Below are 25,659 nucleotides of genomic sequence, written 5' to 3' on the forward strand. Positions count from 1 at the left end.
ATTTGCATGAGAACTTTTGTTGAGGAACTTGAGTATCTCATGTTTTGCCCTTTCCCTATCTCCTGTCTCATTATGAGAATCTATGTGTGTCAACGCTTTCAAGACTTTTCTGCACCACTAAGGTCAAGTTGAAGCGGTTGTTAGATTGATATTTTTCTTGTAGCATGATTTATAATCCATTTAGTATTTGCATCATCAGATTTAGACCATTCAAGCAATAATGTTCTTGCCGCTTCATAATTAACTTTTAAATAGTCAGTTATATTATTCGCAACAGACTTTTTAACAAATTTAACGCTATCCTCTTTCAGAATATCAAGAATTTCAAATACAGGCTCAGGCTTATCACTGATGTTACGTGGAAAGCAGAGTAGGGTAAAGATAGACTCAGAAAGAGGTTAAAAGGTATGGACAGGAAGTTCTTAGACCTATACTCAGACTACCTAATTAGTAGTTTCGGGAAGATAACCGCCACAGGACTATCAGAATTATTAGACGGCGAACTAAGCCATGACCAAATTACAAGTCGGTTAAGGCAAATGACAGGAGGTTCACCAGAGTTATGGTATCTGGTCAAACCGACAATCCGCAAGTATGAAAGCGAAGAGGGAGTACTGATATTTGATGACACCCTAGAGCATAAACCTTATAGTGATGAAAATACGATAGTAGGATGGTACTTTGACCATAGCAGTAACCGTAGTATCAAAGGCATAAATATCCTCAACTGCATTTATCACAACGAAGCCATCAGCTTACCTGTCGCCTTTGAAATTGTCCAAAAGCTGCAAGAGGTAACCGATCCAACGACGGGTAAAACAAAATTCGTATCTGAGGAAAGCAAAAATGAGATGATGCGAAACATGCTCCATGTCTGCTGTCAAAATCGACTAAAGTTCAGTTATGTATTGGCAGATAGTTGGTTCAGCAGTAAAGAAAATATGCAATACATTAAGCTAAGAGTCAAAAAAGACTTCATCATGGCGCTTAAGGGCAATCGTTTGGTTGCATTATCTACAGACGATAAATGTCAGGGACATTTCGTTAATCTTGAGTCAATTGAGTTAAACCCAGATTCCTGTTGCAAGGTGTTTTTGAAGGGGCTTGATTTTCCTGTCTCGATCACCAAGCAAGTTTTTAAAAACAAAAATCAATCTACAGGAATTTTGTATTTAGCTTGCAGTAATCTCAACTTAACCGCAACTGACATCAACACAATCTATCAAAAACGATGGAAAGTTGAAGAATTTCACAAGTCTTTGAAATCTAATCTCGCTCTTGCTAAGTCTCCCACTGGGATTGCTCATACTCAGAGAAATCACATCTTTGCTTGCTTTTTTGCTTTTGTTAAGTTAGAGCGTCTTCGTATCAAAACTAAACTCAATCACTTTGCTCTCAAGGCTAAACTCTACTTCAATGCTATTACGGCTAGTTTCTCTCTTCTCCAAAAACTGGCTATTCCTTCCACGTAACATCAGTTTTTAAGTTTCAAGGTGAAAATCAGCCAGTGGTTGGCGTTTCGGGGGAAGATGCTAAAGAGTTTTGTCAGAAAGCTTCCGAAAAAACGGGAAAGTTGATTCGATTAACTAGTGAAACTGAATGGGAATATGCCTGTCGCGCTGGCACAACTACTCCTTTTCATTTTGGCGAGACGATTACGCCTGATCTGGTAAACTATGATGGCAATAATCCGTATGGTGATGCTCCAAAAGGAGAATATCGCGAAAAAACTGTTAATGTTGATAGCTTCTCACCGAATGCATGGGGTTTATATCAAATGCATGGCAATGTGTGGGAATGGTGCGAAGACGTATGGCACGATAACTACAATGGAATACCGCGAGACGGCTCTGCTTGGATAAGCGATGGAGAACAATCGAAAAGGCTTCTCCGTGGTGGTTCTTGGTTTTTCAGTTCGATCAATTGTCGTTCTACATTTCGTTTCAGGGGGGACGCGGGTGACAGGCTTGATCGCATAGGTTTTCGGGTTGTTGCCTCTGGCTTGTCGTGAGGACAACTTTCACTTTACCCTTCTTTCTCTTTTTCCCTCTCGCCGTTAGAACACAGATTAGACGGATTAATGGATTTCACGGATGTAGGGGTTTTGCATTTGCGCCACAATTTGCAAATCAATTCAAAAGTAAAAGGGCAAAAGGAAAAACCCAATTTTCTCTATTTTTCATTTTGCCTTTTTCCTTTAAGTTGTCCCTGCGTTGTGAGGTTGTGGGCAAAGCATTCCCAAATTGAGGGGATCTTAAAATTGATAGATGGCTATGGGAATGCTATGCCCCTAAGCGATTTGTCGATTGTCACATTATTATTGGTGCGTTACGCTCCGCTAACATAGGTTACCGGGCTAAATGCGATCGCGGTTGATTTGAGATTAGATTTACGATTTGCCCTTCGAGATTAAAGCTTGAGGGGTGATTTTTGTGCGATTAAAATTTAATCTGCAAAAAACTATCGAGTATGATAGAAACTAGCTGGATCGATACAAATAAAGATTATGACCACAGAAGAACTCACTCAATTAGTTGAAAGTAATGCTAGAACTGCCCAAGCTATGTTAGACACAATGGCTGACGCTAGGTTAGAGCGCGAAGAACTTCGCGAAGGTATGATAAAACTTCAGGAAGCTATGGTTAGATTAACGAATATTCAACAAGGAGTATCTAATTTATTAGCAGCCCTTGATGAAGACCGTCCAACTATTCTAAGAAAGCTGACAGCAATTGAAAACAAACTAGATCAGGTATTAACTAAGGAATAAAAATTAAATAATATCCAACTGTAGGATGTGTTAGGCGATAGCCGTAACGCATCAATCCAATCTGTGGTGCGTTATGCATTTGCATTTCGAGCTTAAACTGTGAGAGGTGATTTGCTTTTGGTGAGAGGTCTCGTTTCTATCTATCCTAATGCTCTACTTTTTACGGATTTCCTCTAGAAGTTGAATTCGTTTTTGTTGCCACCAGTCATCCTTAAGTTTAGTAGGATTCGTTAATGCAATAAAGCGTCCTCAAACTTTTTGTATGCTAATTATTTGTGCATTACGCTTCGCTAACACACGCTACAACTGTTGGATTTGAGATTAGATTACGATTGCAATTTGAGCTTAAAACTTGAGGGGAGATTTCTTTGGATTTTATAAACCATCACGTTGCAATCTAAAAAACTCTTCAGCAGTGACGATAGAACAAGCAAAACTATCTGCAAGACAAAGTAAATCGCGATCGCCTGTCACCAGATAATCCGCATGACCAACAATTGCTAGAAATAAAAAGTGTTCGTCAAAGGGATCGCGACATTCAGGAATTACAGGCAATTGAGAAGGCATTAATACCGTGTCACAATAAGGTAAATAGTCTGACAATAAATTCTCTTGATCAGCTTTTGTCAGTTTAAATTTTGGATAAGCAAGCACTCGAATTAGCTCAGTAACTGTCGTCCTAGAAACTAAAGGGATAAAGCTCTGCGGTTGCCATGCCAACCGCAATCGTGCAGTGTTACCACCGAATACTAAAGCTGATAAAATCAAATTAGTATCGATTACCACTCGCAAACTATCGGTCATTATTTCCGCGCCCAAGCAACAGCATCTGCAATGTCCTGTTCGTTCAAATTTAAGGCTGCTAGCTTGTCTCTCACAGCATCAGTACTTTGTATTTTTACTGGTGTAAGAATAATCTGTCCACCGACAACCTTGATATCAAAATATTCGATGTCTCCAATTTCCTTTTTGATACTTTTAGGAAGCGTAAGCTGATTTTTTGAGGTTAACTTAGCAAGCATGATGGGCTTCCTGAATTTTCAATATTTGAGACGTAAGATTTCCTTACTTTACTATAATCTTACTAAATTTCCTGCGCTATTTCTTGGTTTTATATGTCTATTTCTTTGGCGGGAAGGGAGCAGGACAAATCAAAGCCCAAAAAGTGTGAGGCGGCGCGGAGCGCCGCCTCACACTTTTTGGGCTTTGATTTCCTAACAGGGATGGCGACAGCTATATCATTTAGCGATTTTAGCGATTTTGTTGGCTTCTCTCTCTATTTTTGTCTAATGGATGCGTTACGTTGCACTAACGCATCCTACATTTAATTAACTATTCAACTGTGACAGATTTGGCGAGATTTCGGGGTTGATCGACATCTAAACCGCGATGGGCGGCTACATGATAGGACAACAGTTGCAATGGAATCACGGTCAGGATGGGCGAAAAAATCTCATCAACTACAGGAATCGGCAAAATATAATCGAACACTTCATGCGCCGCAGGATCATCAAGAGGCGCAACCCCAATCAATTTCGCATCCCTCGCTTTAGCTTCTTGAGAATTAGAAAGAACCTTCTCGTACACCGTTCCAGGGGTGGCGATCGCTACTACAGGAACATCTTGATCAAGCAATGCGATCGGTCCATGCTTCATCTCACCTGCGGGATAGCCTTCAGCATGAATGTAGCTGATCTCTTTAAGTTTGAGTGCACCTTCAAGAGCGATCGGGAAGTTAATTCCGCGACCTAAGAAGATGAAATCCTTAGTATGGGTAAACTGGCGTGAAAGCTCCTCAATATAACGCTCTTGGCTTTCGAGAATCCGTTCCATATAGGCAGGAAGTTGTCGCAATCCTTCGATTAATTCTTGACTTCTTGCTTCGGTTAATGTGCCTTTAGCAGCGCCAAATTCTAAAGCTAGTAAATAGAACATCAGTAACTGCGCCACAAAGGTTTTTGTCGCTGCTACTCCAATCTCAATTCCTGCTTGAGTATCAATCACTGCATCTGAAATTCGCCCTATCGAGCTTTCAACACGGTTGGTAATACCCAGACAGCGATCGCCTCTTGATTTGGCAAGTTCCAACGCAGCCAGAGTATCCGCAGTTTCACCCGACTGAGTTACACCAATCACAAGGGTATTCTTTAAAGAAGGCGGTGGCGAATAGCGATACTCAGAAGCATACTGAACGCTAGTTGGTACACCTGCTAGCTGCTCTAGCAAATACTTGCCAACGAGAGAGGCGTGCCAACTGGTTCCACAAGCAATAATCTCCACCCGTTCAATCTGCTCGATAAAACCTGTGGGTAGCCCTAAATCAACTTTATTAGCTTCACTAACGTAACTTGCCAACCCTGTCCGAAACACCCCAGGTTGCTCATAGATTTCTTTAAGCATATAGTGCTTAAAGCCTTGCTTCTCCACCATGGTGGGATTCCAGTTGAGAGTTTGGGGTGCACGACGGAGGCGATCGCCTTTGGCGTTGTAGACCTGTACAGATTCTCTAGTCAGTCGTGCAATTTCACCATTCTCTAGAGGAATCACGGTGCGTGTATAGGCGACTAATGCGGGCGTATCCGAAGCGCAGAAATTCTCATCTTTGCCAATACCAATGACTAGTGGTGCTTGCTGACGCACGACAACTAATTCGTCGGGATAATCGGCATGAATAACTGCGATCGCATAAGCTCCTTGCAATTTCCCGACTGTCAGTCTTACTGCTTCAAACAGCACTGAAGGGGACTTGTCGGGAATCATATTGCCTTGCTTTTCCAACTGAGTTAGAAATTCGGCAATCATATGGGGAATTACTTCTGTATCTGTTTCGCTGACAAAAATATGACCAAGCTGTTTTAACTCTGTGCGAAGAATATGGTAGTTCTCAACAATCCCGTTCTGTACAACCGCGAGATTTCCCATTGTATTGGTGTGCGGATGGGCATTATGTTCTTCGGGCTTGCCGTGAGTTGCCCAGCGCGTGTGACCAATGCCAATCAGTGCTTGAGGAGCGGTGTCAGCATTTAACTTTTCCTCAAGTTGGATCAGTTTGCCCTTGGCTCTCACCCGATGCAAATGGCGACCATTTGGGCGATCGGCTGGACGATCGAGTAAAGGAATTGTAGCAACGCCTGCGGAGTCATAACCGCGATATTCCAGCTTGCGTAACCCTGAGATTAAAACTTCATTTGCCGAGCGATGTCCGATGTAGCCAACAATTCCACACATAATGCTTAGTTACAGGTATCTAAAAATTCAGTGATTAATTTTTGGTGCTTTGTACCAAAAATTAATCATTAAACAAACTGTCTGTATTTAACCATGTGAAGTTCCTACTAACCCACATTCCGCTCGTATCTGAAACCCTCATTCTTTCGTGGTAAATATTTTTTTGCCCAGATCACCTGCTGAATGTAGGTTTCATCTTGGCTGATAGCTTTTCGGCGACTGCGATCGCATCGCGCCCCACAAGCAAAATCTTGTATTGCCAATACGGTTACGAGCGGAATATGGGTTAAAACTAGCCAATTGTTTACCAAGCTATAACAGTTTGTCCATGTCTGAGACATCCTACATTAGCGCTAACTTAGTAAAGTAAATCTAACAATTTTTTCATAATAAGGCTTACTTCTTTGTTTTTATGTTCGCGATCGCCTAAATCCTAGTTTTAAAAGCAACCAGCGATCGCCTATCTCATAAATCGTCTCAATGAATCGGAATAGTTCAATATCCTTTCTCTTTCATAAATTGATTGAGCTTCTTCGCAGCGGTTTTTTGGACTAAAACACGAAGAAGCGACATAGTTAAGGGTGTTAAGGCAAGAATTTGCAAAGGAAATCCCAAAGCCATCTCAGTAAATTTAGATGGCAGAATAGTACTAAATGTATCTTTTTGCTCAACAATCTTGTCGTTCTGAATTACAAAGCTCGCTTTGATAAAATAGTCAACAGGTCTTTGTTTATCTCCATAAAGATATTTAACCCTATACTTTGCTACGACGACATCACCACTAGATTGAATGATTTCAAATTCAGGGATATCAACTGGCTTTTTTCTGGATGGATAGGGAACACAAAACCAATGCCACATTGCTTTTACTTGATTACCCTGAATCTTGAATGCAAAATCAGAAAATTTGACGTTTTCATCTAGGCAACTGTGCATTCCCTCAGGATCATGAGATTGATAACATGAAAAAAACTTGTTTACAATATCTACGTTTGACATATTAGCCTCTAAGTATTTGGGTTGAGTGAATTTCTTGTGCAGATAATCTTAATAATATCCACACATCTAAAGATGCTTTTCAAAAAAGGAAATTGTGCGATTCTTTGATTCGTTTCGAGCTTTTGTATTGTCTGAATCACTTCCGTTGAAGCCATGATTAGCACCAGTATAGGAAAACAATTCCACAGTCGTCCGCTCTCTTTGTAAAGTATTTTTGATATTGTCAGAATTTGGGTGAAATGGTACTAATTGATCTGCTAAGCCGTGATGAATTTGAGCCTGAAGTGTAGGATTTGTATTTGCTCCTAAACCATCAAATTCAGGAGCAAAGAATTCTACCAAAACTTTAGCATTTGCTCGAAGTCGTAAACAGAGATGACCGCCCAACGAAAACCCTAAAAATCCAACTCGTGATACTTGCACGCCTGGGATCGTTTTGGCATAAGTTACAGCATCAGTGAGAGTAGCTTCCCAATTACCTCGGTGAAGAACAATCTCAGTAGGATTTTTAAATCCAGATGTGGTATTTGTACTAGCAAAGTAATCAGGAATTACGGAAATAAACCCTTTCTTAGAGAGTTCATCAGCGTAATCTCTAATTCCATCCCCCCAAGGGGCGAGCATCCCATAAGTTCCATAGACAATTATAATTATTCCTCCGTTAGGTGTACCTGAAGGATCGAATAGTTCAGCTTGAATAGTTTTGCCAACATTATTGATGAAGTTTTTGGTAGTAGACATGTTTATCCTCTAATGTTAATTGTTACAGTATCTGAGTTTAAGTAACTATACTGACTAAATGTGTTGGATAGAAAATTTACATCTTCTGTTTATTGTTTAATTCCGACTTGTAAGGGACCAAGTGTTGCTGGTTTAGAAATATCAGGAGTTCCGATCTGTTTTTGTCGCTCTTTTTTCAGGATTTCAATTTCAGACTGTAATTGTTTCGCTATTTCTTCATCACTCTTTGAAGGTGGCGGAGAAGACTGCATGATATTGAGTTTGAGGGTTACTTGTTTGACCATAAAATCCTTAAACTCAATGTCAATAATAACGGTTTTATTCCCAATAATTTTCTCTAATTCGTTATTCACGAGCGATTCTGTTATGCCCTCAAGAGTGTGATCAAGTTCTAAAACATTCTTTTTCAGTAGGTCTTCTATGTTCCCAAATTGCAACAATTTGGCTAATTTTTCGGTGATCGCTAGTGGTTCAGTGCCAATTACTTGCGCTAATGCAGTTTGCAAATCAAATTTTGATATTACTTGCTGAACTAGAGATTCAGCTTGTGGCTTACCAAGTAGGAAATTCTCAACTAAAGGAATAATAGATAAAATCGTATCTGATAAATTTGATAATCCATCAGGCTTAAATTGCTTGACGTAAGCGTTAAGTGTATTGAGTACCTGATTTTCTAGGGACAGTCTCCATTGATTTACCTCCTGCACCAATGTTTCGGTAGTCGAGTCCACAATGGAATTTACAACAGATTCTGCATTAAACTGATTAACTACCTGTTGAATCTGTTCTGTATCTAGAGAGGGAATGCCTCCTTGCTTTTGCTGAAATGTTAAAATTGAACTAGCGATCGCGAGAAGGTCTTCACGAGTGTTAGGTGTCTCAAAATGCTTGACATAGGCAGTAAGACTCTCTAACAGCGATCGCTCTGTAGCAATATTAGTCATGTTATACGTTTTGGTAAATTTAAAGCACTACCAATATTAAAGTCACCACGATCCAATATGATTTTATCAACTTTACGATCAAGGATGATTTCTACCAAAGTAGTAGTAAATGGAAAGAAGAAAGCAGGAAGAGATGATTTTTTACTTCTACTATCATAGATAACAAATTCTACATTTGGGAAGGAGACTCCATTGTAAGGAGACTTTGCAACAATTTCCATTTTAATCTGACTATTTTCACTTAAATCAGTTTCAATGAATTCTTCGGCTGCTTTAATGTCTAGCATTAAAACGCGATAGGAGGCATTAACTGAGTGAATATGGAAACTTGTTTCATTCCCAAAACTGTTTCTAAATGATTTGGTATGTTCTTCATTTACTTTTCCATCCAAATCACAAACAAAAAATCTAATAAAATAATCAGTAACGTCTAAGCCAGTGTCATCAATAACCTTAAAGAAAAATTGCTGAAAAATGCTCATTCTCTGTGACTTATAAGCATCTGTGATTTCTTGAAAACTTTTGGAAAGTATTTTGTAGTCCTCGGCTGCTCCTATTTCCTTTGCTGCTCGCAAAAGTTCGAGTGGTTCCCAGTTGTCAGGAAGATGTGGTTTAGATAGCTCCCATGTATCTTCGTCAATGCTTTTAGGCCTTCTGAGGTTTCCATTGTCATTGATTATTCCACAGTGGTCATAGGCATCATAAATCGCAAATGCAATATTCCCAAATTTTCTCCTGTGAGTAGTCCCCTCAATTAGTTCATTGTCCCAATCAATCTGATAACTTGAGTTACCCATTGCATCGAACGTATTTCTGAGCTTACACATACGAGTATTGAGAGATGTTCCAGCAATTCTCACGGTGCTGTCTGTTCCATCTTTCTGTAGCTCTTTGACAATAATACTCTCCAAGTTTGGGAAGTTTCTCCCCGAAGCAAAGACAAATGGATAGCAGATCAAGCCTGTAGGATCATGTTCACCAAAGTATGTTTCATGATGAAGATCAAAAGTAGATAATTCCCACTGTGTTGGACTTGCTGGCTCTAGTCCTTGTAATACTTTCCGTCCAGTCTCAAAAGGATTTTGATTCCCAATCAAAGTAGCTTTTTTCTTTAACTTTGTAAAGGTAATTCTAAGCGCATTTAAGGGGGACTGACCAATCTTGGCTAGATCTGAGCCAAAGTTAGCAGGTGCGAACAGAAAGAGGTGTTCTACAGGAACATCAAGGGTTAAGCCCCTTACTCTTTGGCGCATTCTCCTAAGATACATCCATGCTCTGACAACTAGGCTTCCTGTACTGTGAGCTAACACATCTATTCTTTCTCTGGGTATGCCCTGAAAAAAATCTTCGTAAATTTCATCAAGGCGATCTGCAAAATCTCTGAAGTCGGCATGGTCATTTAAACTGGCGTACTCTATAGAATGAATATTTTCAGATGCATACAAACGTTGGTCTATCAATAGATTTTTCAGAGGAAGAAAACTGAAATCTTCATCGGAGTAGCCAGGTACAATGAAAAGATGATTAGCCATGATTTATTTCTCTCTTAATTTATGTTTGCTAGATTTTTTAGATGTAGAACTTAATTTGCAATCGAGTGAGTTTCATCTATTCATCTTAAGTTGTGAAAACTGAGGGTTTAGAAATATTTCTCATACCTCATACAATACATAAGCTTCGCATTTATCTAAGCAGATAACTCATCGCGAGTTTTTGCGACATAAAATTTGACCTCTGAATAGTGTAAAACAAGAAAACAAAGCTTTGCTACTTCAACAATTCTGCATAGGTTGCAGATCCAACAATCCCATCAACGGACAACCCTACGGAAGCTTGGAATGCTTCCACCGCAGATTCAGTAAGCGCACCAAAATCACTATCTGTTCTTCCTTTGTAGAATCCTTTTTGAATTAGAAGATTCTGGAGTTCCTCAACATCTGCTCCAAAATGTCCTCGTCGAAGAATAAGAAATTCTGCATATTTCTTTTTCTTCAAAAAATTTGCAAGTTCATTACTGTTAAGAGTAAGAGCTTCATGAAAGAATAGAACTTCTCCACGAATTCCTGCATTACGATTTTTTTTGATTACTTGCCAACAGTCATCAGTATCGATTAAAAAATTACCTTCTTTGGCTAATATCCCTGGAAATACTTTAGACAACTTTTTCTGTGTGAATCGATCAACGGTATCATCTAGTAATTGATTGTAATCATTTAGCCCAGTACGATAGAGTTGGGGATGCAGAATATCCACCAGATCTCTCTTAATCCAATTAGGAACATCTTGTAAGTATTCATTGAAACCAAAAGGATAGGGGCTTGGAGCCATTGAAATGATGAGTTCTTTCCTGATAGTCTTTACTTTACTAGTTAAATCGGCTAGAAAATTGGTGAGAATATCAGCACGCCACTGTAACCATAGTTCGTCCTTAGTGTTTTTTGGAGGTTCCTTACCAAATTTAGCTTTATACCGAGACACAGTATCTGCGTCATAGCCGCCTTCAGATGGCATCGCTGGCAGGCGATCATCGCCTTGAATACCCTCAACAGGATAGTTATTAACAACTTCGAGGATGAGTCGTTCCAGAAAATCTTGAACTTCCGAACTAAGTGCATTCATCCACTCAAAACCATTTTTCTTGAGTAGATCCCCATTCTGATCCTTTGCAGACCAATTGGGCTTCTTGGCTATGATATGCCCCCCATTTGCTTCAAATGATGCAGCAAACCCAAACTCAAACCAAGGAATTACTTTTAGTTTTTTTGCATGAGCTGCTTCAATAACTTCAGCTAAGGGATCTCTTCCTGCATACTTAGGATTAGGATCGATTTCCTGACCAAATTCTGTTTTCAATACGCCACTACGATACAGTGTATAGCCTTTATTCCAGACGACAGGAAATACAGTGTTAAATCCAGTGTCTTCAAGTAAATTCATTGCTTCCGCAATTTTCTTCTTTGAATCCAGGACTTCACTGTCAACATTAGTTAACCAAACACCGCGAATCTTTTCCATAACAGAGTTCTCACTTTCATTCAGCTTTTTTGCATAGATTTTTTTGATTGCATCGGCAGTCGAAGTGCATATTTGTATCTTCGACATCAACGATATAAAAGTAAAAGTATTACGTAGGAAGCCCTAGTTCTTTTCGTGTTTGTCTCCCAACAACTCCATCGATACCCAGATGCTTTTGGGATTGAAATTGCTCTACGGCAGTTTTGGTTGCATCATCATAGTCACCGTTTACATTAGCAAATGTCAAGAAACCTCCCTTCACAAGCGCTTGCTGTACTTCACGAACATCATCACCTTGTATCAGGGGTGATTTTATTTTGAGTGTTCGGAAGGTGGGGAACCCATCGATAGGAGAGAGATCCAAGCGCTTTGATGTTTTATCTCCAAACAAGCCATCATCCTTAATGGTATCGCTAGGGTTAAACTTATTCCAAAGCTGCTGAAATGCCTTTAAGCCAATATTTCCAATGTCATCACGTACACCAGAACGCACGAAGGAAAAATGAACTTTATCACCACTACCAAACCAATCCCAACCATGTTTTTCTAGAACCGTAATCCAGTCATCAAAGTTAGAAATATCCAGAGCTAGTCCATCTTCGTGGTTGCTGAGTCCAGGCTGGGCTGCTTTACTAAAGCATAGACCTTTTTGCCATTTGCTGTAGATAAAGTATTGCTGGGCTACTGTACGATATGCAGAATTGATTTTTAATTTTTTGCTCCCATTCTCCTGAATAGCACGTCGCAGAGATTCTTTCGCTATAGGCTGTAAATAAGGATTAACCTGTTTTCCTGAAGCCTCAAAATTAGGAAGATCGCTGAAGTCAACAAGAACACTGGGAATAAGCAAATTCATTTGGCCGATAATCTGGCTACTAAGCCCAGAGATTGCTCCAGTATCACAGCCACTGGCTTGAATTAGTTCTTTTAGATTCATTTTTATGCTCTTTGCAATAACTGTTTTGTTTTTAAGGATTTTCTAGAAAAGTGAGAGACATATTTCTAGAGGGGCGAACAGCCATTCGCCCTTACATAGATTATGGATGAAGATCGCTAATCTATAGCTTTGCGTAAGTTGCAGGATCGACAATTCCGTTGATTGGCAAACTGTTTGCTTGTTGGAATCGTCTTACGGCAGATTCTGTCAACGATCCAAAGTCTCCATCATCTTTACTAAGTCCAACATCAAAGCCTTTGGCAATTAATTTTCTTTGCACATCCTTAACTACATCACCTTCATCACCGCGATTAATCAAGTCAGAGAATAAAGAATCTCCGTTCACTTGAGAAACATTGCCTGTGGCAAAGGCTTGCAGCGCAGCTTCAGAACCATTAAACCAGTTAAGATCGACCTTGCTGGAAATTCCTTTGACTTTAGCTTCTTGGGTATATTGCCAAATCGCACAGCTTGTCCAGCGTGCGGGAACCCAAGGCTGACTGAGCGTGTAGTTGGCAACCCAAAGAGGATAATTAGCAAATTTTGGCTCTGCCCCCAACACATCGTTCCCAAAACTAGATCCAGTGTAAATAATTGGTCTGCGTCCAGTTGCTGCTTCAACTTTACTAAGCCAGATCAGGCTCTGTTTACGAATTTCAGGTGAACTAACACCATCTTTCACTTCAATGTCAAGGACTGGAGCGATATCATTTGCCCCAAGTCCTCCCGCTCCACTGAGAGCAGCTAGGAAATTATCCGCTTGCTCGTCGCCAGTTCTGGAAGGTCGGAAAAAGTGGTAAGCGCCACGTAAGATACCAACTGATTTAGCCTTTTGCCATTTGTCCTTAAATGTATCAGCTTTTGAGGCTCTGCCTTCCGTAGCCTTAATGAAGGCAAACTTGATACCTTGGCTTGCCAAATCACTCCAATTAACTGGATCTTGATAATCAGAAACGTCAATACCTGGAATACTCATTGTTTAATCTCCTTGATTTCTAACTTAGATTTTGTATTTGGTTGCCAATGCTACTAATTCAGTAGAATTGAGGATTTTAGCAACTTCAAAGTGCATTCCATCTTTGCGCCCACTAAAGTGACCTCCCCAATAGAAGCCATAGTCATTCGCTGTTGGGACTAAAAGACGAACCGAGCCTTTTTGACTAATAAATGCGGGTGTTTGTCCTAGTGGATTAAACCCTGCATTTATGTCAAATGCAGAACCAAAAGCATGATTGCTTAGCTTGCTAAAATCTTTAATCAATGGCGCTCCTCTTATCAGGCGAGGAACAAAGCTACCATCAAAGGTCAGAATAAATTTTACCAAATCCTGAGCTTTCCATGCTTTCCACAAACCTTGCAATTGTGCGGAGGCTTTTTCATTAAATTCCATCTTGCTACTTGAGACAGGTGGTTTTAGTTCAGGAATATCAACATCAATGATATTGTTGCTGACCCATGTGCCAAGTATCTTTATGTGTTCACGATTGTCTGGGCGAGAATCAATTTCAAAATCAAATTTCCCAAATACCGATTGCCGATCCCCAGTACTAACTAGAGCACTAAAAGGAGGTTTAGGGGGAAAGTCAGTCTCAAATTCAATGACATCTAGTCCTTCTAAAAGAGCTTTGCCATAAGTTTGTCCTCCGACAATACCATCATCTTTAAGACCTTGAGAAAGCTGATAAGCTTTTGTCGCATCTTCAGTACCTTGACCAAAAATACCGTCAGCCTGATCAAGTAATTTCTTGCCAACTAGAAAGTTCTGCCAAAGAAAAACTGCATCGCCTTTATTATTACGCTTTAAGACTGGAAGTGCCATTGCGATATACCCTCAATATAGGTTCAAAAATTTTGCAAATTAGAAATTTTTTAAAATGCTTCCTCCGTTACGATTCGACGAACAATTTCGGTTACGGCAGCAGCCATTTTTGTGTCAGAAGGAATAGCTTGAGAAGCATCAGGAGGATTTTTATCAGTCCTCAATGCAATTGTAAAAGTTCTAAGTTTAGGAGAACCAGGTATATGCTCATCAACAAATTGCACAAATGCAACATAAACAAGAGCCTCATTCCCATAGCCCAGTTTCGATAAAATAACTGGAGATGAGATTACATTGACAAGCCCTAAAGTTTCAATAGCCACGTCAATGTAGCGCGCCGTATCTGTACCTAAAGCTGTAATAAATGACTCAAGTCCTTTCCACTCTACATTTTCTAGCTGTAAGCCACTGGGTGTAAGGAGTTGATGCCATCCGATCATTGACATCAAACGAGCCAAATCATAGACAGAAATATCATTGTCTTTACTTAGAGAATTACCCTCAGATATTAAAGGTTTTTCATTATTTTCAAGATTAACAATTTCTGGAAGGTTAATAAAATCAAATGGACCATATGGACCTTCAAAATTTAGATTTGGATCTTTATTTCCCGTTTGACCTCTGATCCAAGATTCTATTTGATCTGGAGTTGAAAAAAGCTTGAAAGTCTTGGCAAGACCATTAGAATGAGGAACTCCTTTGCGATAGCTAACAACATCAATTAGTGCGCTTGGGAAACGAATAGTTTGGTCTACAGTTCCTTGATTCTGGATTGATAGATTGTCCAAATCACTGGGTAATTTATTCCCCAGTTGACAAAGAACATTTAGGATAGGAATAATTTTAGTTGCACTTAAACATTCATCTGAGGTAAGAGCATTCTTGCCAAGCCAAGTAGTTTCGAGTTTGCCAGAGTTAATCTGACCAATAACTACACAAGCTTCAGTAATACCTGCATCTAAGAACTTTAGAGTATTGGTATCAATGGATGCGAGTGTTCCCCGTGCAGGGTAAGGGCTAAACTTTAGGCTTGAGTGAGATGAGGTAGGCTCTGGTATGGAAGCAGTGACAGCAAGGCGGCTCGGATATTCTGGGATATGCGTTTTATATGCTGTTACTTCAACCCCAAAATCTAAGAAAGCAAGTTTAGCATCACTCGCACCTACAAATTGTTCAATATCCTTATACTTTTTAAGAATCTGAGAAGTATCTTTCCCGCGCACTGTAAGAATTTCAGGAATTTGCAGAGTAGCGCTCAACGAATTAGCAATTGATGGACTTAATTGAATTGGTGATGAGGACGAGATACCCTGACTTTGACAAAAATCAATAAGTGCCTTTTGGCTACGCGATCCGAAATCGCCATCTATCAGTTTTCCTCCAGGATAAAGACCTAAAGCGTTTAACTTTTTCTGAACTTTCTTTGCTAGAGGTCTATTATCATTAATTGCAGAAATATTTAATGACGTAGTTCCAGATGCAACTGATTTTAATGCAGTTTCACCGTCAATATCCTCGACTGCATAATCGATTTCCATTTGTGATATCGGACCCACAATACCATCAGCAACAAGCCAGACTCTGGATTTTTGAAATTTGACTACTGCATCACGAGTTGCGGTGTCAAACTTACCACTTGTTAAACTTGGAGCAAAACCAATTTTAATTAAAGCCTTTTGTAAGTCTACAACTTCAGTTCCTGATGAGCCTATTCTTAGAGTTCCCATAATTATTGAATCAATGATAAATGTTGAGAGATTTGCAATGAATAATTTTCTTCAATAATTCGCTGAATCGCCTTTTCAGCAATCCACTAAATCGTTAGACGAACATTTATACTTATCCCCACAAAGACAAGCTTTATTTTTTGATGTGTTAGCTCAACCCTAATTGGTAGTATAAGGTTTAAAAGTCAGAAAAGGTCGGATCAAGGTCTGATGTTTTTGGTGCGTTTATGTAAAATTTTTTGACAAATGAATATTTTCTGGTCATAGTGTAACTGGCAGTAAAGTTTAAGGCGAAAAATGACAGAGCATGAAGCGATCGCACTAGTAACGCGATTACTAGGCAATGGACGCTTATCAAAAATCCAAGAACTCGTATTTAGCAAATCTTGGGCGGGTAATAAATACTCAGAGATAGCTATCGAAAAGGATTATGAGCTTGGCTATATCAAGGATGTTGGCTCAGGATTATGGCGATCGCTGTCTAAAGCTTTAAACGAAAAAGTCACCAAAAATAATGTGCAGGGAGTATTGGAGAGATATGCTCAGCAGCAGGCGGCTAACTCAGAAATAAGTCAGATTCACATGGGTGAAGCGATCGATGTTTCTAAGTTTTATGGACGTGCTGCGGAATTAGAAACTCTCAGTCAATGGATTTTGGGCGATCGCTGTCGGGTCGTCACATTGCTCGGTATGGGTGGTATGGGTAAAACTGCGCTCTCGGTGAAGATTGCTGAACAACTACAAGGAGAATTTGAATATGTGATTTGGCGATCGCTTCGGCAGGCTCCTTCCTTTGATGACAAGATGACCGACTGCATCAAAATCCTTTCGCGGCAGGAAGTTGTAACATTGCCTGCTGACCATCATGAACAGATTACTTGTCTAATCGAATACCTTCGCAAATCTCGATGTTTGTTGATTTTGGATAACTTCGAGACGATATTACAGCATGGTCAAAGGACAGGCTTTTACCGTGAGGGTTACGAGTCCTACGGTCAGCTTTTGTGGCGATCGGGAGAGACTGGGCATCAAAGTTGTGTACTGATTACCAGTCGTGAAAAGCCAGCAGAGATCGCCGCCCTCGAAGGTGATGGATTAGCAGTGCGTACCCTTGCTTTGTCTGGATTGGAAGCCGCCGCAGGACAAACAATTCTCGCACTCAAAGGGCTATCTAGCTCCGATAACGAAACTCGCCAACTGGTTGATTGTTATTGCGGTAATCCATTAGCGCTAAAAATTGCCGCAACTTCCATTCAGGATTTACATGAAGGCAATATCACCCACTTCTTAGCAGAAGGGACAAAAGTATTTAATGGTATTGGCAATCTTTTAGAACAGCAGTTCCAAAGACTCTCAGACTCAGAGCAGCAAGTGATGTACTGGCTAGCAATTGGTCGAGAACCCCTCTCTCTAACAGAATTACAAACAGCCTTCATCTCAGCATTGTCTAAGCCGAAGTTAATGGAAGTGATCGAATCTTTGCGTTGGCGGAGCTTGATCGAGAATAATACGGGAAGATTCACACAACAACCTGTAGTAATGGAATATGTGACCACCCGATTGATAGAGATAATCTGCCAAGAAATCATCACCGAATCACCGCAATATCTGCTCACCCATGCCCTGATGGAAGCACAGGCAAAGGACTACATCCTCGATATTCAATCTCTTCTAATTGTCCAGCCTATCCTCGATCAACTCCAAACTACCCTTGGTTCAACGCATCAGCTTGAGCATAAACTCGGTAGACTGATTACAAAGCTGCAAACTGAAGCGATCGCACCACTCGGATATGGTGGCGCTAATTTGCTAAATTTACTCGCCCAATTGGGCATCGACCTGAAAGGCTATGATTTTTCGGGACTGACGCTCCGTAACTGTGACTTGCGATCGCTAAAATTACATCGCGTTAACTTTACCAAAACTACCTTTCGCGATTGTCTTTTTGCCGCAACCTTTGGGGGAGTTACTAGCGTCGCCTTTAGTCCCGATGGACTTTCCATGGCAAGCAGTGATACCAATGGCGAAATTCAGATTTGGGATGTCAGCAATGGCAAGCAACTCTTTATTTGCAAAGACCATAATAGTTGGGTTTGGGATATTGCTTTTAGCCCAAAACATCCAATTCTAGCCAGTTGCGGACAAGATCATACAATCAAACTTTGGAACACAACTAATGGAGAATCTCTCAAAACTTTGTATGGACATAGTAGTATTGTCACCGCGATCGCCTTTAGTCCAGACGCGCAGATCCTTGCGAGTATTAGCTATGACCACCGAGTTAAAGTCTGGCATTTAGGCACAGGATCATGTCTGCAAACTCTAGAAGGACATCATGCTTGTGTGTGGACGGTTGATTTCCATCCCGCAGGTCAAATGTTAGCCTCGGCTGGAGAAGATCGCAGCATCAAGTTATGGAATCTAGAATCTGGAATCTGTATCCAAACATTGGCGGCGCATCAACAATGGGTAAAAGCGATCGCCTTTAGCCCCAATGAGAAAATATTAGCCAGTGGCAGCTTTGATCAAACTGTAAAACTATGGGATCTAGATACTGGTGAATGTTTGAGAACATTACTTGGACATACAGGAGCTATAACTTCACTAGAATTTAGTCCCCAAGGCGATTGCATAGTAACAGGCAGCTATGACCAATCTATAAAGATTTGGAATGTCGAAACTGGGCAATGTCTGGATACGCTGAAAAAACATACAAATCGGATTTGGTCAGTTGCCTTTCATCCACAAGGAAACTTAGTGGCGAGTGGTGGCGATGATCATGCGATTAAAGTCTGGGAGCTGCAAACGGGGAAATGTACCAAAACCTTTCAAGGACATAGCAATGCGATTTATGCGATCGCCCATAGTCATCAGCACAACTTACTTGCGAGTGGACATGAAGACCAGACGATTAAACTCTGGGATGTTAATCTCAATAATCCACAAAATTTAAAGTCTGACCTTCAGCCATTTCGGATATTGCGTGGACATAGCGATCGCATTTTCTCCGTTGCCTTCAGTCCCGATGCTCAGATTCTCGCCAGTGCCAGTGCCGATCGCACGATTAAGCTCTGGCATCCCCATACAGGCAAGAATCTCAAAACCTTGTATGGTCATAACAGTTGGGTTTGGGCGATCGCCTTCAGTCCCGATGGCAAATTGCTTGCAAGTGGCAGCTACGACCACACAGTTAAAATTTGGGATCTAGATTCTAGTCAATGTTTACAAACATTGGTAGGGCATACCAGTTCTGTACTAGCGATCGCCTTCAGCCCTGATGGAAAAACCCTCTTCAGCAGTGGCTACGAAAAGCTAGCTAAACAATGGGATCTCGAAACAGGCAAATGTCTTGCTACTTGGGAAGCAGATTCCAATCATGTTTGGACAATTGCGGTCAGTGCTGACAATCAGTATATCGCCACTGGCGGTGATGATTCGTTGGTGCGCTTGTGGGATATTGAGACAGGAGCTTGTCTACATAAACTTGCTGGACATACTGGTCAAGTACTAGATCTACTATATACACCCACAGGCGATCGCCTGATTAGCAGTAGTAGCGATCGCACCATCAAAATCTGGAATCTAATCACTGGACTCTGCCTTGCGACGTTACAGAATCATCTCAATTGGGTCTGGTCGCTCAGTCTCAGCCAAGATGCTCATACTCTCCTCAGTGGCAGCAAAGATGAAACCATCAACTGTTGGGATGTAAAAACAGGGAATTCTCTGCAAACTCTGCGATCGCTCCGTCCTTACGATGGCATGATTATCAACGATGTCGCAGAATTAACTGAAGCAGAAGTCGGGACTTTAAAAGCATTGGGTGCTTTAGAAGTGTAGCGATCGCCTACGCCAAAAACAATGCAGGCAGCGCGTGCATTGTTCCGATCACCAAGCAGGGTGTGAAAAAATCGCCTGCATTGTCTTATTGCCTCGCAATTGGTTAGACAGTGGCAAATGCCCTCTCGGAGCATCAAGACTCCAAATAAACTCATTGGGATAACGGGTAAAAGATCCATCTTTCTTCCAGCCAATCTTTAACCAAAACTTTTCCCAACCCTTACCCACGCTGAGCCAGATTTTGCGCTGTACTGAAAACCCAAACTTACCTTCAGAATAAACTAACCAAAGTTGATTAATCGTCTGTAAATCGCTAATGGGAATTGACTTTGCATCGGTAAAATATAGCCAACCTCGTGCCAAAGCTGCCGTACCAGCCGCCTCACATAATTTTTTGCTAGTAACTCGATCCGCCTCCTCAAAGTCTTGTTTCGCTAGCAAAATTTGAATTTGTTGATAGTCGATCGCCTTTTCCGATTTTAAGGTGACCACACCATTAAGGTAATGAATTTGAGCTATTTCAATCGCTCTAGGTAGATCGCTTTGCAATAAGGTTTGATGAATTTTGCCATCGATCCATGTCACATCGGTATTAGCGGCTTTACGGGTTTGAATAAATTCATCTAATATTTGTAAGCCATCTTCTCCCAAAGTGGCTAATTCAGCGATCGCAGGTAATTGGTTTGCCTCTTTACCCGAAAACAACTTATCTTTTAACGCAGTTAGTTTTGTATCCATCAGAATCTTAAAAATCGCAAAAATCGCACCACTTTGAATTTACACCCTTACCTAGCCCAAAGACTTTAAAAAGCAGCACCCATCGGGTGCTGCTTTTTAAGGCAGTTTCCGATCAAACGAACCACAAGAAATTTTTTAAAAGTGTTGCGAAGCAACACTTTTAAAAAATTTCTTGGTTCGGGTTTGAGCGCAAAGCGCTGTAAAAGCGCAGCTAACTAGTCGATGTAACCCATCAGTCCTGCATTGTCGATCGCATTGGAAGCAACAGGTCTGGTCTCACCCATTTGAGAGTATGTTTCGTCGATCACCAATCCTGCTGAACCGACAGGACGCTCACCTGCGATATAAAACTTATCGACAATTACAAAACCATCCTCAACGACAGGTCGCTCACCCGAAGAGAAAAATGTGCTAGTCACATGCACACCACTGTTCACAATCGGACGCTCGCCGCCCATGGTGGTGTAGGTGCTGCTAATTGCTAACTTGCTAGCCTCGATTGGACGCTCGCCTGAACTGTTGAAATATTCAACTGCACGAAAGCCGCCATCAACAATGGGGCGATCGCCATAATGCTTAAGGGTTTCAGTCACAATTAATGAACCTTTTTGTTCGATTGATGCTGCGGCGGGTTTAGATTCTTCCTTCACCGCCAAAGCTGAGATATCCACTGTACCTGTTTTTGCAGTTGTTTCGGTGTCAGATTTGGCTTTAGTGGGGCGAGAGGATTTTTCTTCTGGCTTGGCGCTTTCTGGCTTGGCGCTTTCTGGCTTGGTGCTTTCGTTACTTGTACTCATGCTTTACTTTCCTCAAAAATTTTATATTCAAGATATGCTCAAAAACTTTTAATTGGTAATGACGATTGCTGGAGCAATCATCGCGATCATTAAAAAAACTTCTAAAGCTGTAGCCTTTCTAGTTAATTCTACAGAAAAAGTTAATACTCTAAATATTTTGATAAGTCTTTATGTCTAATTTAAAAATATAGCTAAAATCAGTAATCCAGGCAAATATCAACCTAAATCTTTTATTCCCTCCTAATATCTATGGTTTATTACATCTCAAAATACAATCTATAAAATATCCAAATCTCAATTCTGTCTCTCTATTCAGCAATGCGCATGATGAAAACAATTTTTATATTTTTATTACCTACCTAATAGATGCCAAAAACATGGATTTTTTTACCATCTATGTAAACTTCACCTTATACTGTCGCAAGTGAATGTGAGGAGTAGTTTAAGTGTATTTATTTCAGGAAAATAAAATTGCTAACAATCCAAGTTTGTGGTTTGGGGCTGCGATCGCATCTGCCATGCTCATCGGCGGTGTTGCCTATGCAGAAACTCCAACTGCGAAAACGAATGTCCAAAATACAAGTAATTCTAAATTAATTCCAGCGATCGCGCTTGACCCGATCCAACCGCGATCGCAACAACAAGTTACACCTGCAAAATCCGATGAATCGGCACTCGTTCAGCGGCTAAACCAAGATCTAAAAGAGACGCTATCCTCAGATAAAACCGCGCAAAATAATGTCACTTCGGTCTCACAACTGGGAGATGTGCGCCCCACGGATTGGGCGTTTACAGCTTTGCAATCTTTGGTTGAGCGTTATGGCTGCATAGCTGGCTATCCCGATCGCACTTATCGCGGCAATCAAGCAACTAGTCGCTATGAGTTTGCGGCGGGTTTAAATGCTTGCTTAGACAAAATCAACGAGATTATTTCCGCAGGTTTGGCGGATAAGGTCAGCAAAGAGGATCTTGCCACCTTGCAAAAACTACAAGAAGAGTTTGCGGCGGAGCTAGCCACCCTGCGCGGACGTGTAGATACGCTAGATGCCAAAACTGCCAAGCTGGAAGCGCAACAGTTCTCGACTACAACTAAGTTATTTGGTCAAGCAATCTTTGGTTTGCAGACTCGCTTAAATAACTCTCCTAGCATCTTTGGCGCAAAGACTCCCGACGATGGTACTAATCTAACTTTTGGTGGTAATACCCAAATCAGTCTGTTTACGCAGCTTTCCCCTCGCAGTGTATTGCTGACTAGTATTAGTGTTGGCAATATCAATACAGCCGCAACTGGTAATAATGGGCTAAACAATACCTTTACAAGACTTGGATATGAGTCAAATACAGGTAACTCACTAGTACTCAGCGATCTTACCTATCGAGTTCTAGCTACCGATAATCTGTCAATAATTGTTGGTCCATTGGGTGTAAGCCCCGTTACGGTTTTTCGTGGGCCAGATCGCTATCAAAGTGCAGGTCAAGGTGCGGTCTCACTTTTTGCTCAACGCAACCCGATTTTAAATCTGGGTAATACGACAGGTGGTGTAGGCTTTGACTGGCAAATCGCTAAACGCACTAGTTTGCAAGCAGTCTATTCGGCAGGTAATCCGCAAGTGGCTACGGGAAATGGTGGTCTGTTTGGAGGCAACTATACTCTGGGCGCTCAATTTGTGTTTGCACCTGTTAGTCCTGTGGATGTGGCCTTATATTATTTGCATTCTTATACGAGCAATGTTGGTACAACTAGCACCCAATTGGGTAGGCTAGGTACAGGTGTTGGCGATGACATTGTGGCAATCAATCCTACGGGCGGGGCTTTGCCTCTGAGTACGGATGCCTTTGGTAGCAATGTTAATTGGAAGATTTCACCCAATCTAAATTTTGGCGGTTGGATTGGCTTTACTTCTTCGACTGTCAGTGGTTTGGCGGGTAGTGTGCAGACTTTTAACTGGATGTCTTATCTGACTTTTCCTGATTTGTTTAAGGAGGGTAATTTGGGTGGTATCTATGTTGGGCAGCTTCCCAAAATTACGAGTAGTAATTTGAGTGGCAATAGTAATGTACCTGACTATCTCGGTAGTCCTCTTTCAGCGACTTCGGGAACTGTAACGGGTGGTCAAAGTACTACTACAACTCATGCAGAGATTTTCTATCGCCATCGCATTTCCAATAACATCAGCATTACTCCTGCTTTGATTTTCCTATTTAATTCTGGTAATCGGACAGGTAGTGATACGGTGACGATCGGTGTTTTAAGATCAACTTTTACTTTCTAAAGATCTCAATAAATTATCAAGGAGTTGAACCTATCATGCTAAAGAAATCACTTGTCGCAGTTGCCATTGCTAGTTGTAGTTTTATTCCTTCTCTAATCTTCACTTCAGACATTTACACTCAAAGCAAGTCTTTGGGAAATTCTTGTCTAAGCGGCTTGGCATGTGCGGCGGCGGCTGAGACTGAGTCTAACGTCAATTTTTCTGACTCCAATGGCGATGAAGAACTATCTTCAAGAATTTTAAAACTTCAAGAAGATAAATCATTATCATTAAAGAAAGAGACTCAAAACACTCTTTCAGGCGACGTTAACTCCGTAACAGCGTTTACACCGCCTGTTGTAGTTGTAGTTCCACCACCTGTTGTAGTTCCACCACCTGTCGTAGTTCCACCACCTGTGCTGAATTAATAACATATAGCTGCTGCCAGTTATATTGGGATATAAAAGAGAGTTGCGGCGCTTCGTGCCGCAACTCTCTTTTATATCCCAATTCTCGAAAGTATATCTACACTTTTAGGCATATCGAAAACTGCTGTAAATCAAAAATCAATGTCGCGATAGATTTCAGAGATCGCTAATTCAATATTCACTGACTCTAACAAAACCGATTGGTCTAAACTATCGAAATCACTATATATCCACCCCTTTTCTTGTTTGCTATAACGTTCTACAAAAACTTTGTTTTGACGAATTAAGAGATATTCACAAAAACTAGGAATAGAACGATACATCCGAAACTTGTCAGTGCGATCGTATTCTTCAGTCGATGGAGAAAGCACTTCCACAATTAAGATCGGATTTAACGCTTCATCTTGGCGATCGCCATTTAGTTGTGGTCTTCCATCAAAAATCATGGCATCAGCATATACACCACAACGATAGTTGGGAAGCCAGAGCCTTAACTCGCTATTAATCACGGCGAATTGAGTATCCCGCAAAGTGAAATGGAGAAAGGAAAAAATATTTCCCATAACTAAACTGTGGTTAAGTGTTCCGCCAGTCATCGCGACAATTTCTCCATCATGGTATTCACATTTTTCTTTGGATGTTTCAGCGATCGCGCGATACTCATCAAGACTGTAGCGGCGCTCAGTAGTGGCAATCATGGGGTTGTACTCTAACTTTCAAGACAACGTTTTTATTATAAAGCCCAAAAAGGCAAAGCGCCCGCGTCGCGGGCGCTTTGCCTTTTTGGGGATTTAGTTTTTATTCCGCCAAGGTACTTAGCGAACCAATTTCTTGTGGTGCGGCAAAGCAGCGCCACAAAAAACTGGTTCTTTATTTAGGGAGCAATGTAACCCTGAATATTTTCAGGACGTAAGGGGCGCATAATTTGATTGGCGCGAACTATCTGATTATCTGTACCTTGGACAACGATGAGATATTTACCTTCATCAAGACGATTGCGGAGAGGAACTGAATCGCTGCTAGTTGCCACGCCGACACCACCACCCACAAATATGCTTCCCATCGCACCACCAAATGCACCTAACAAACCACCGATCGCATGATTGCCGATAGTACCAGCCCAAGAAAAAGTATGCAATTCGGTGACGAGGCTAAAGCCAATCCCTGCAAAGAATCCAAATGGGACAAGCCAATATGACATTTGAAAAGCTTGTTTACGACCTTGCACAAGTGGATCGATAAAGCCAAATTCTTCAGCGCTTTTGTAGCCTTTGCCTAAAATCGAAATTGCTTGCATCGGAAAATTTGCTGATTCTAGTCGCGTATAAACTTCTTCAGCCTTCATGCGATCGCTCCAAACACTAACCAAATAGTTCATATATTAAAAAAACGATTAACTGCTAGCCAATATCGTATAGTGCAAA

General features: G+C 40.9%; 22 protein-coding genes and 1 pseudogene. 6 read left to right on the top strand and 17 right to left on the bottom strand.

What is annotated here, in order from left to right; translation table 11 throughout:
* Positions 1–407 precede the first annotated feature (407 nt).
* The 3 genes and pseudogenes from APA_RS20980 (at position 408) to APA_RS20990 (ending at position 2,770) form a co-directional block, all read left to right on the top strand.
* Entirely contained in the window at positions 408–1,472 is a 1,065-nt protein-coding gene (locus APA_RS20980; protein WP_201324175.1) for a transposase, read from the top strand.
* Between the two features lie 23 nt (positions 1,473–1,495).
* Positions 1,496–2,011 (top strand): annotated as a pseudogene (locus APA_RS20985) (formylglycine-generating enzyme family protein); the annotation flags it as partial.
* Between the two features lie 495 nt (positions 2,012–2,506).
* A complete protein-coding gene (locus APA_RS20990; protein WP_201324177.1) occupies positions 2,507–2,770 on the top strand; it encodes a hypothetical protein in 264 nt (87 codons plus the stop codon).
* Between the two features lie 375 nt (positions 2,771–3,145).
* Here APA_RS20990 and APA_RS20995 read toward each other — a convergent pair whose 3' ends face one another.
* The 13 genes from APA_RS20995 to APA_RS21055 form a co-directional block, all read right to left on the bottom strand.
* A complete protein-coding gene (locus tag APA_RS20995) occupies positions 3,146–3,574 on the bottom strand; it encodes a putative toxin-antitoxin system toxin component, PIN family (RefSeq protein ID WP_201324178.1) in 429 nt (142 codons plus the stop codon).
* Positions 3,574–3,792 carry an AbrB/MazE/SpoVT family DNA-binding domain-containing protein gene (locus APA_RS21000; protein ID WP_201324179.1) on the bottom strand — a complete coding sequence of 73 codons (219 nt, stop codon included), beginning with the start codon at positions 3,790–3,792 and terminating at the stop codon, positions 3,574–3,576. Before APA_RS21000 ends, APA_RS20995 begins: the two co-directional genes overlap by 1 nt.
* 310 nt (positions 3,793–4,102) lie before the next feature.
* Positions 4,103–5,998 (bottom strand): glutamine--fructose-6-phosphate transaminase (isomerizing), encoded by a 1,896-nt coding sequence (gene glmS / locus APA_RS21005; RefSeq protein ID WP_201324180.1) that lies wholly within the window; start codon positions 5,996–5,998, stop codon positions 4,103–4,105.
* Positions 5,999–6,105: 107 nt separating this feature from the next.
* A complete protein-coding gene (locus APA_RS21010; protein ID WP_201324181.1) occupies positions 6,106–6,339 on the bottom strand; it encodes a hypothetical protein in 234 nt (77 codons plus the stop codon).
* A 154-nt stretch (positions 6,340–6,493) separates the two neighbouring features.
* Positions 6,494–6,997: a nuclear transport factor 2 family protein gene (locus APA_RS21015; protein ID WP_201324182.1), complete on the bottom strand. Its 504-nt coding sequence runs from the start codon at positions 6,995–6,997 to the stop codon at positions 6,494–6,496.
* Between the two features lie 66 nt (positions 6,998–7,063).
* Positions 7,064–7,738, bottom strand: a complete 675-nt coding sequence (locus APA_RS21020; protein WP_201324183.1) for a dienelactone hydrolase family protein — start codon at positions 7,736–7,738, stop codon at positions 7,064–7,066.
* Between the two features lie 89 nt (positions 7,739–7,827).
* Entirely contained in the window at positions 7,828–8,682 is an 855-nt protein-coding gene (locus APA_RS21025) for a hypothetical protein (RefSeq protein WP_201324184.1), read from the bottom strand.
* Positions 8,679–10,214, bottom strand: a complete 1,536-nt coding sequence (locus tag APA_RS21030) for a triacylglycerol lipase (protein ID WP_201324185.1) — start codon at positions 10,212–10,214, stop codon at positions 8,679–8,681. The genes APA_RS21025 and APA_RS21030 overlap by 4 nt, the downstream gene beginning before the upstream one ends.
* Before the next feature lie 235 nt (positions 10,215–10,449).
* On the bottom strand, positions 10,450–11,697 hold the full coding sequence (locus APA_RS21035) for a family 10 glycosylhydrolase (RefSeq protein ID WP_201324186.1): 1,248 nt from the start codon (positions 11,695–11,697) through the stop codon (positions 10,450–10,452).
* A gap of 109 nt (positions 11,698–11,806) precedes the next feature.
* Positions 11,807–12,634 (bottom strand): peptidoglycan-binding protein, encoded by an 828-nt coding sequence (locus APA_RS21040; RefSeq protein ID WP_201324187.1) that lies wholly within the window; start codon positions 12,632–12,634, stop codon positions 11,807–11,809.
* Between the two features lie 121 nt (positions 12,635–12,755).
* Positions 12,756–13,610, bottom strand: a complete 855-nt coding sequence (locus APA_RS21045; protein WP_201324188.1) for a GH25 family lysozyme — start codon at positions 13,608–13,610, stop codon at positions 12,756–12,758.
* Between the two features lie 24 nt (positions 13,611–13,634).
* The gene (locus tag APA_RS21050) at positions 13,635–14,453 is read right to left on the bottom strand and encodes a M15 family metallopeptidase (RefSeq protein WP_201324189.1); all 819 of its coding nucleotides are present in this window, start codon (positions 14,451–14,453) and stop codon (positions 13,635–13,637) included.
* Between the two features lie 50 nt (positions 14,454–14,503).
* A complete protein-coding gene (locus APA_RS21055; protein WP_201324190.1) occupies positions 14,504–16,180 on the bottom strand; it encodes a peptidoglycan-binding protein in 1,677 nt (558 codons plus the stop codon).
* A gap of 297 nt (positions 16,181–16,477) precedes the next feature.
* Here APA_RS21055 and APA_RS21060 point away from each other — a divergent pair, with 297 nt between their 5' ends.
* Complete coding sequence (locus APA_RS21060; RefSeq protein ID WP_201324191.1) at positions 16,478–20,020, top strand: NB-ARC domain-containing protein; 3,543 nt, start codon at positions 16,478–16,480, stop codon at positions 20,018–20,020.
* A gap of 48 nt (positions 20,021–20,068) precedes the next feature.
* On the opposite strand, the gene APA_RS21065 is transcribed toward APA_RS21060, so the two are convergent.
* Positions 20,069–20,758, bottom strand: a complete 690-nt coding sequence (locus APA_RS21065; RefSeq protein ID WP_201324192.1) for a GUN4 domain-containing protein — start codon at positions 20,756–20,758, stop codon at positions 20,069–20,071.
* Between the two features lie 215 nt (positions 20,759–20,973).
* Complete coding sequence (locus APA_RS21070; protein WP_201324193.1) at positions 20,974–21,555, bottom strand: hypothetical protein; 582 nt, start codon at positions 21,553–21,555, stop codon at positions 20,974–20,976.
* A 446-nt stretch (positions 21,556–22,001) separates the two neighbouring features.
* Between APA_RS21070 and APA_RS21075 the strand changes: the two genes are divergently transcribed.
* Together APA_RS21075 and APA_RS21080 are read left to right on the top strand one after the other, a co-directional pair.
* Positions 22,002–23,828: an iron uptake porin gene (locus tag APA_RS21075; protein ID WP_201324194.1), complete on the top strand. Its 1,827-nt coding sequence runs from the start codon at positions 22,002–22,004 to the stop codon at positions 23,826–23,828.
* Positions 23,829–23,863: 35 nt separating this feature from the next.
* Entirely contained in the window at positions 23,864–24,235 is a 372-nt protein-coding gene (locus APA_RS21080; protein WP_201324195.1) for a hypothetical protein, read from the top strand.
* A 131-nt stretch (positions 24,236–24,366) separates the two neighbouring features.
* Here APA_RS21080 and APA_RS21085 read toward each other — a convergent pair whose 3' ends face one another.
* Together APA_RS21085 and APA_RS21090 are read right to left on the bottom strand one after the other, a co-directional pair.
* Complete coding sequence (locus APA_RS21085; RefSeq protein WP_201324196.1) at positions 24,367–24,933, bottom strand: Uma2 family endonuclease; 567 nt, start codon at positions 24,931–24,933, stop codon at positions 24,367–24,369.
* Between the two features lie 176 nt (positions 24,934–25,109).
* Positions 25,110–25,613, bottom strand: coding sequence for a hypothetical protein (locus tag APA_RS21090; RefSeq protein WP_201324197.1), 504 nt, complete (start codon positions 25,611–25,613; stop codon positions 25,110–25,112).
* Positions 25,614–25,659: the final 46 nt, after the last annotated feature.

The sequence above is a fragment of the Pseudanabaena sp. lw0831 genome (genome assembly GCF_016584665.1).
Lineage (GTDB): Bacteria > Cyanobacteriota > Cyanobacteriia > Pseudanabaenales > Pseudanabaenaceae > Pseudanabaena.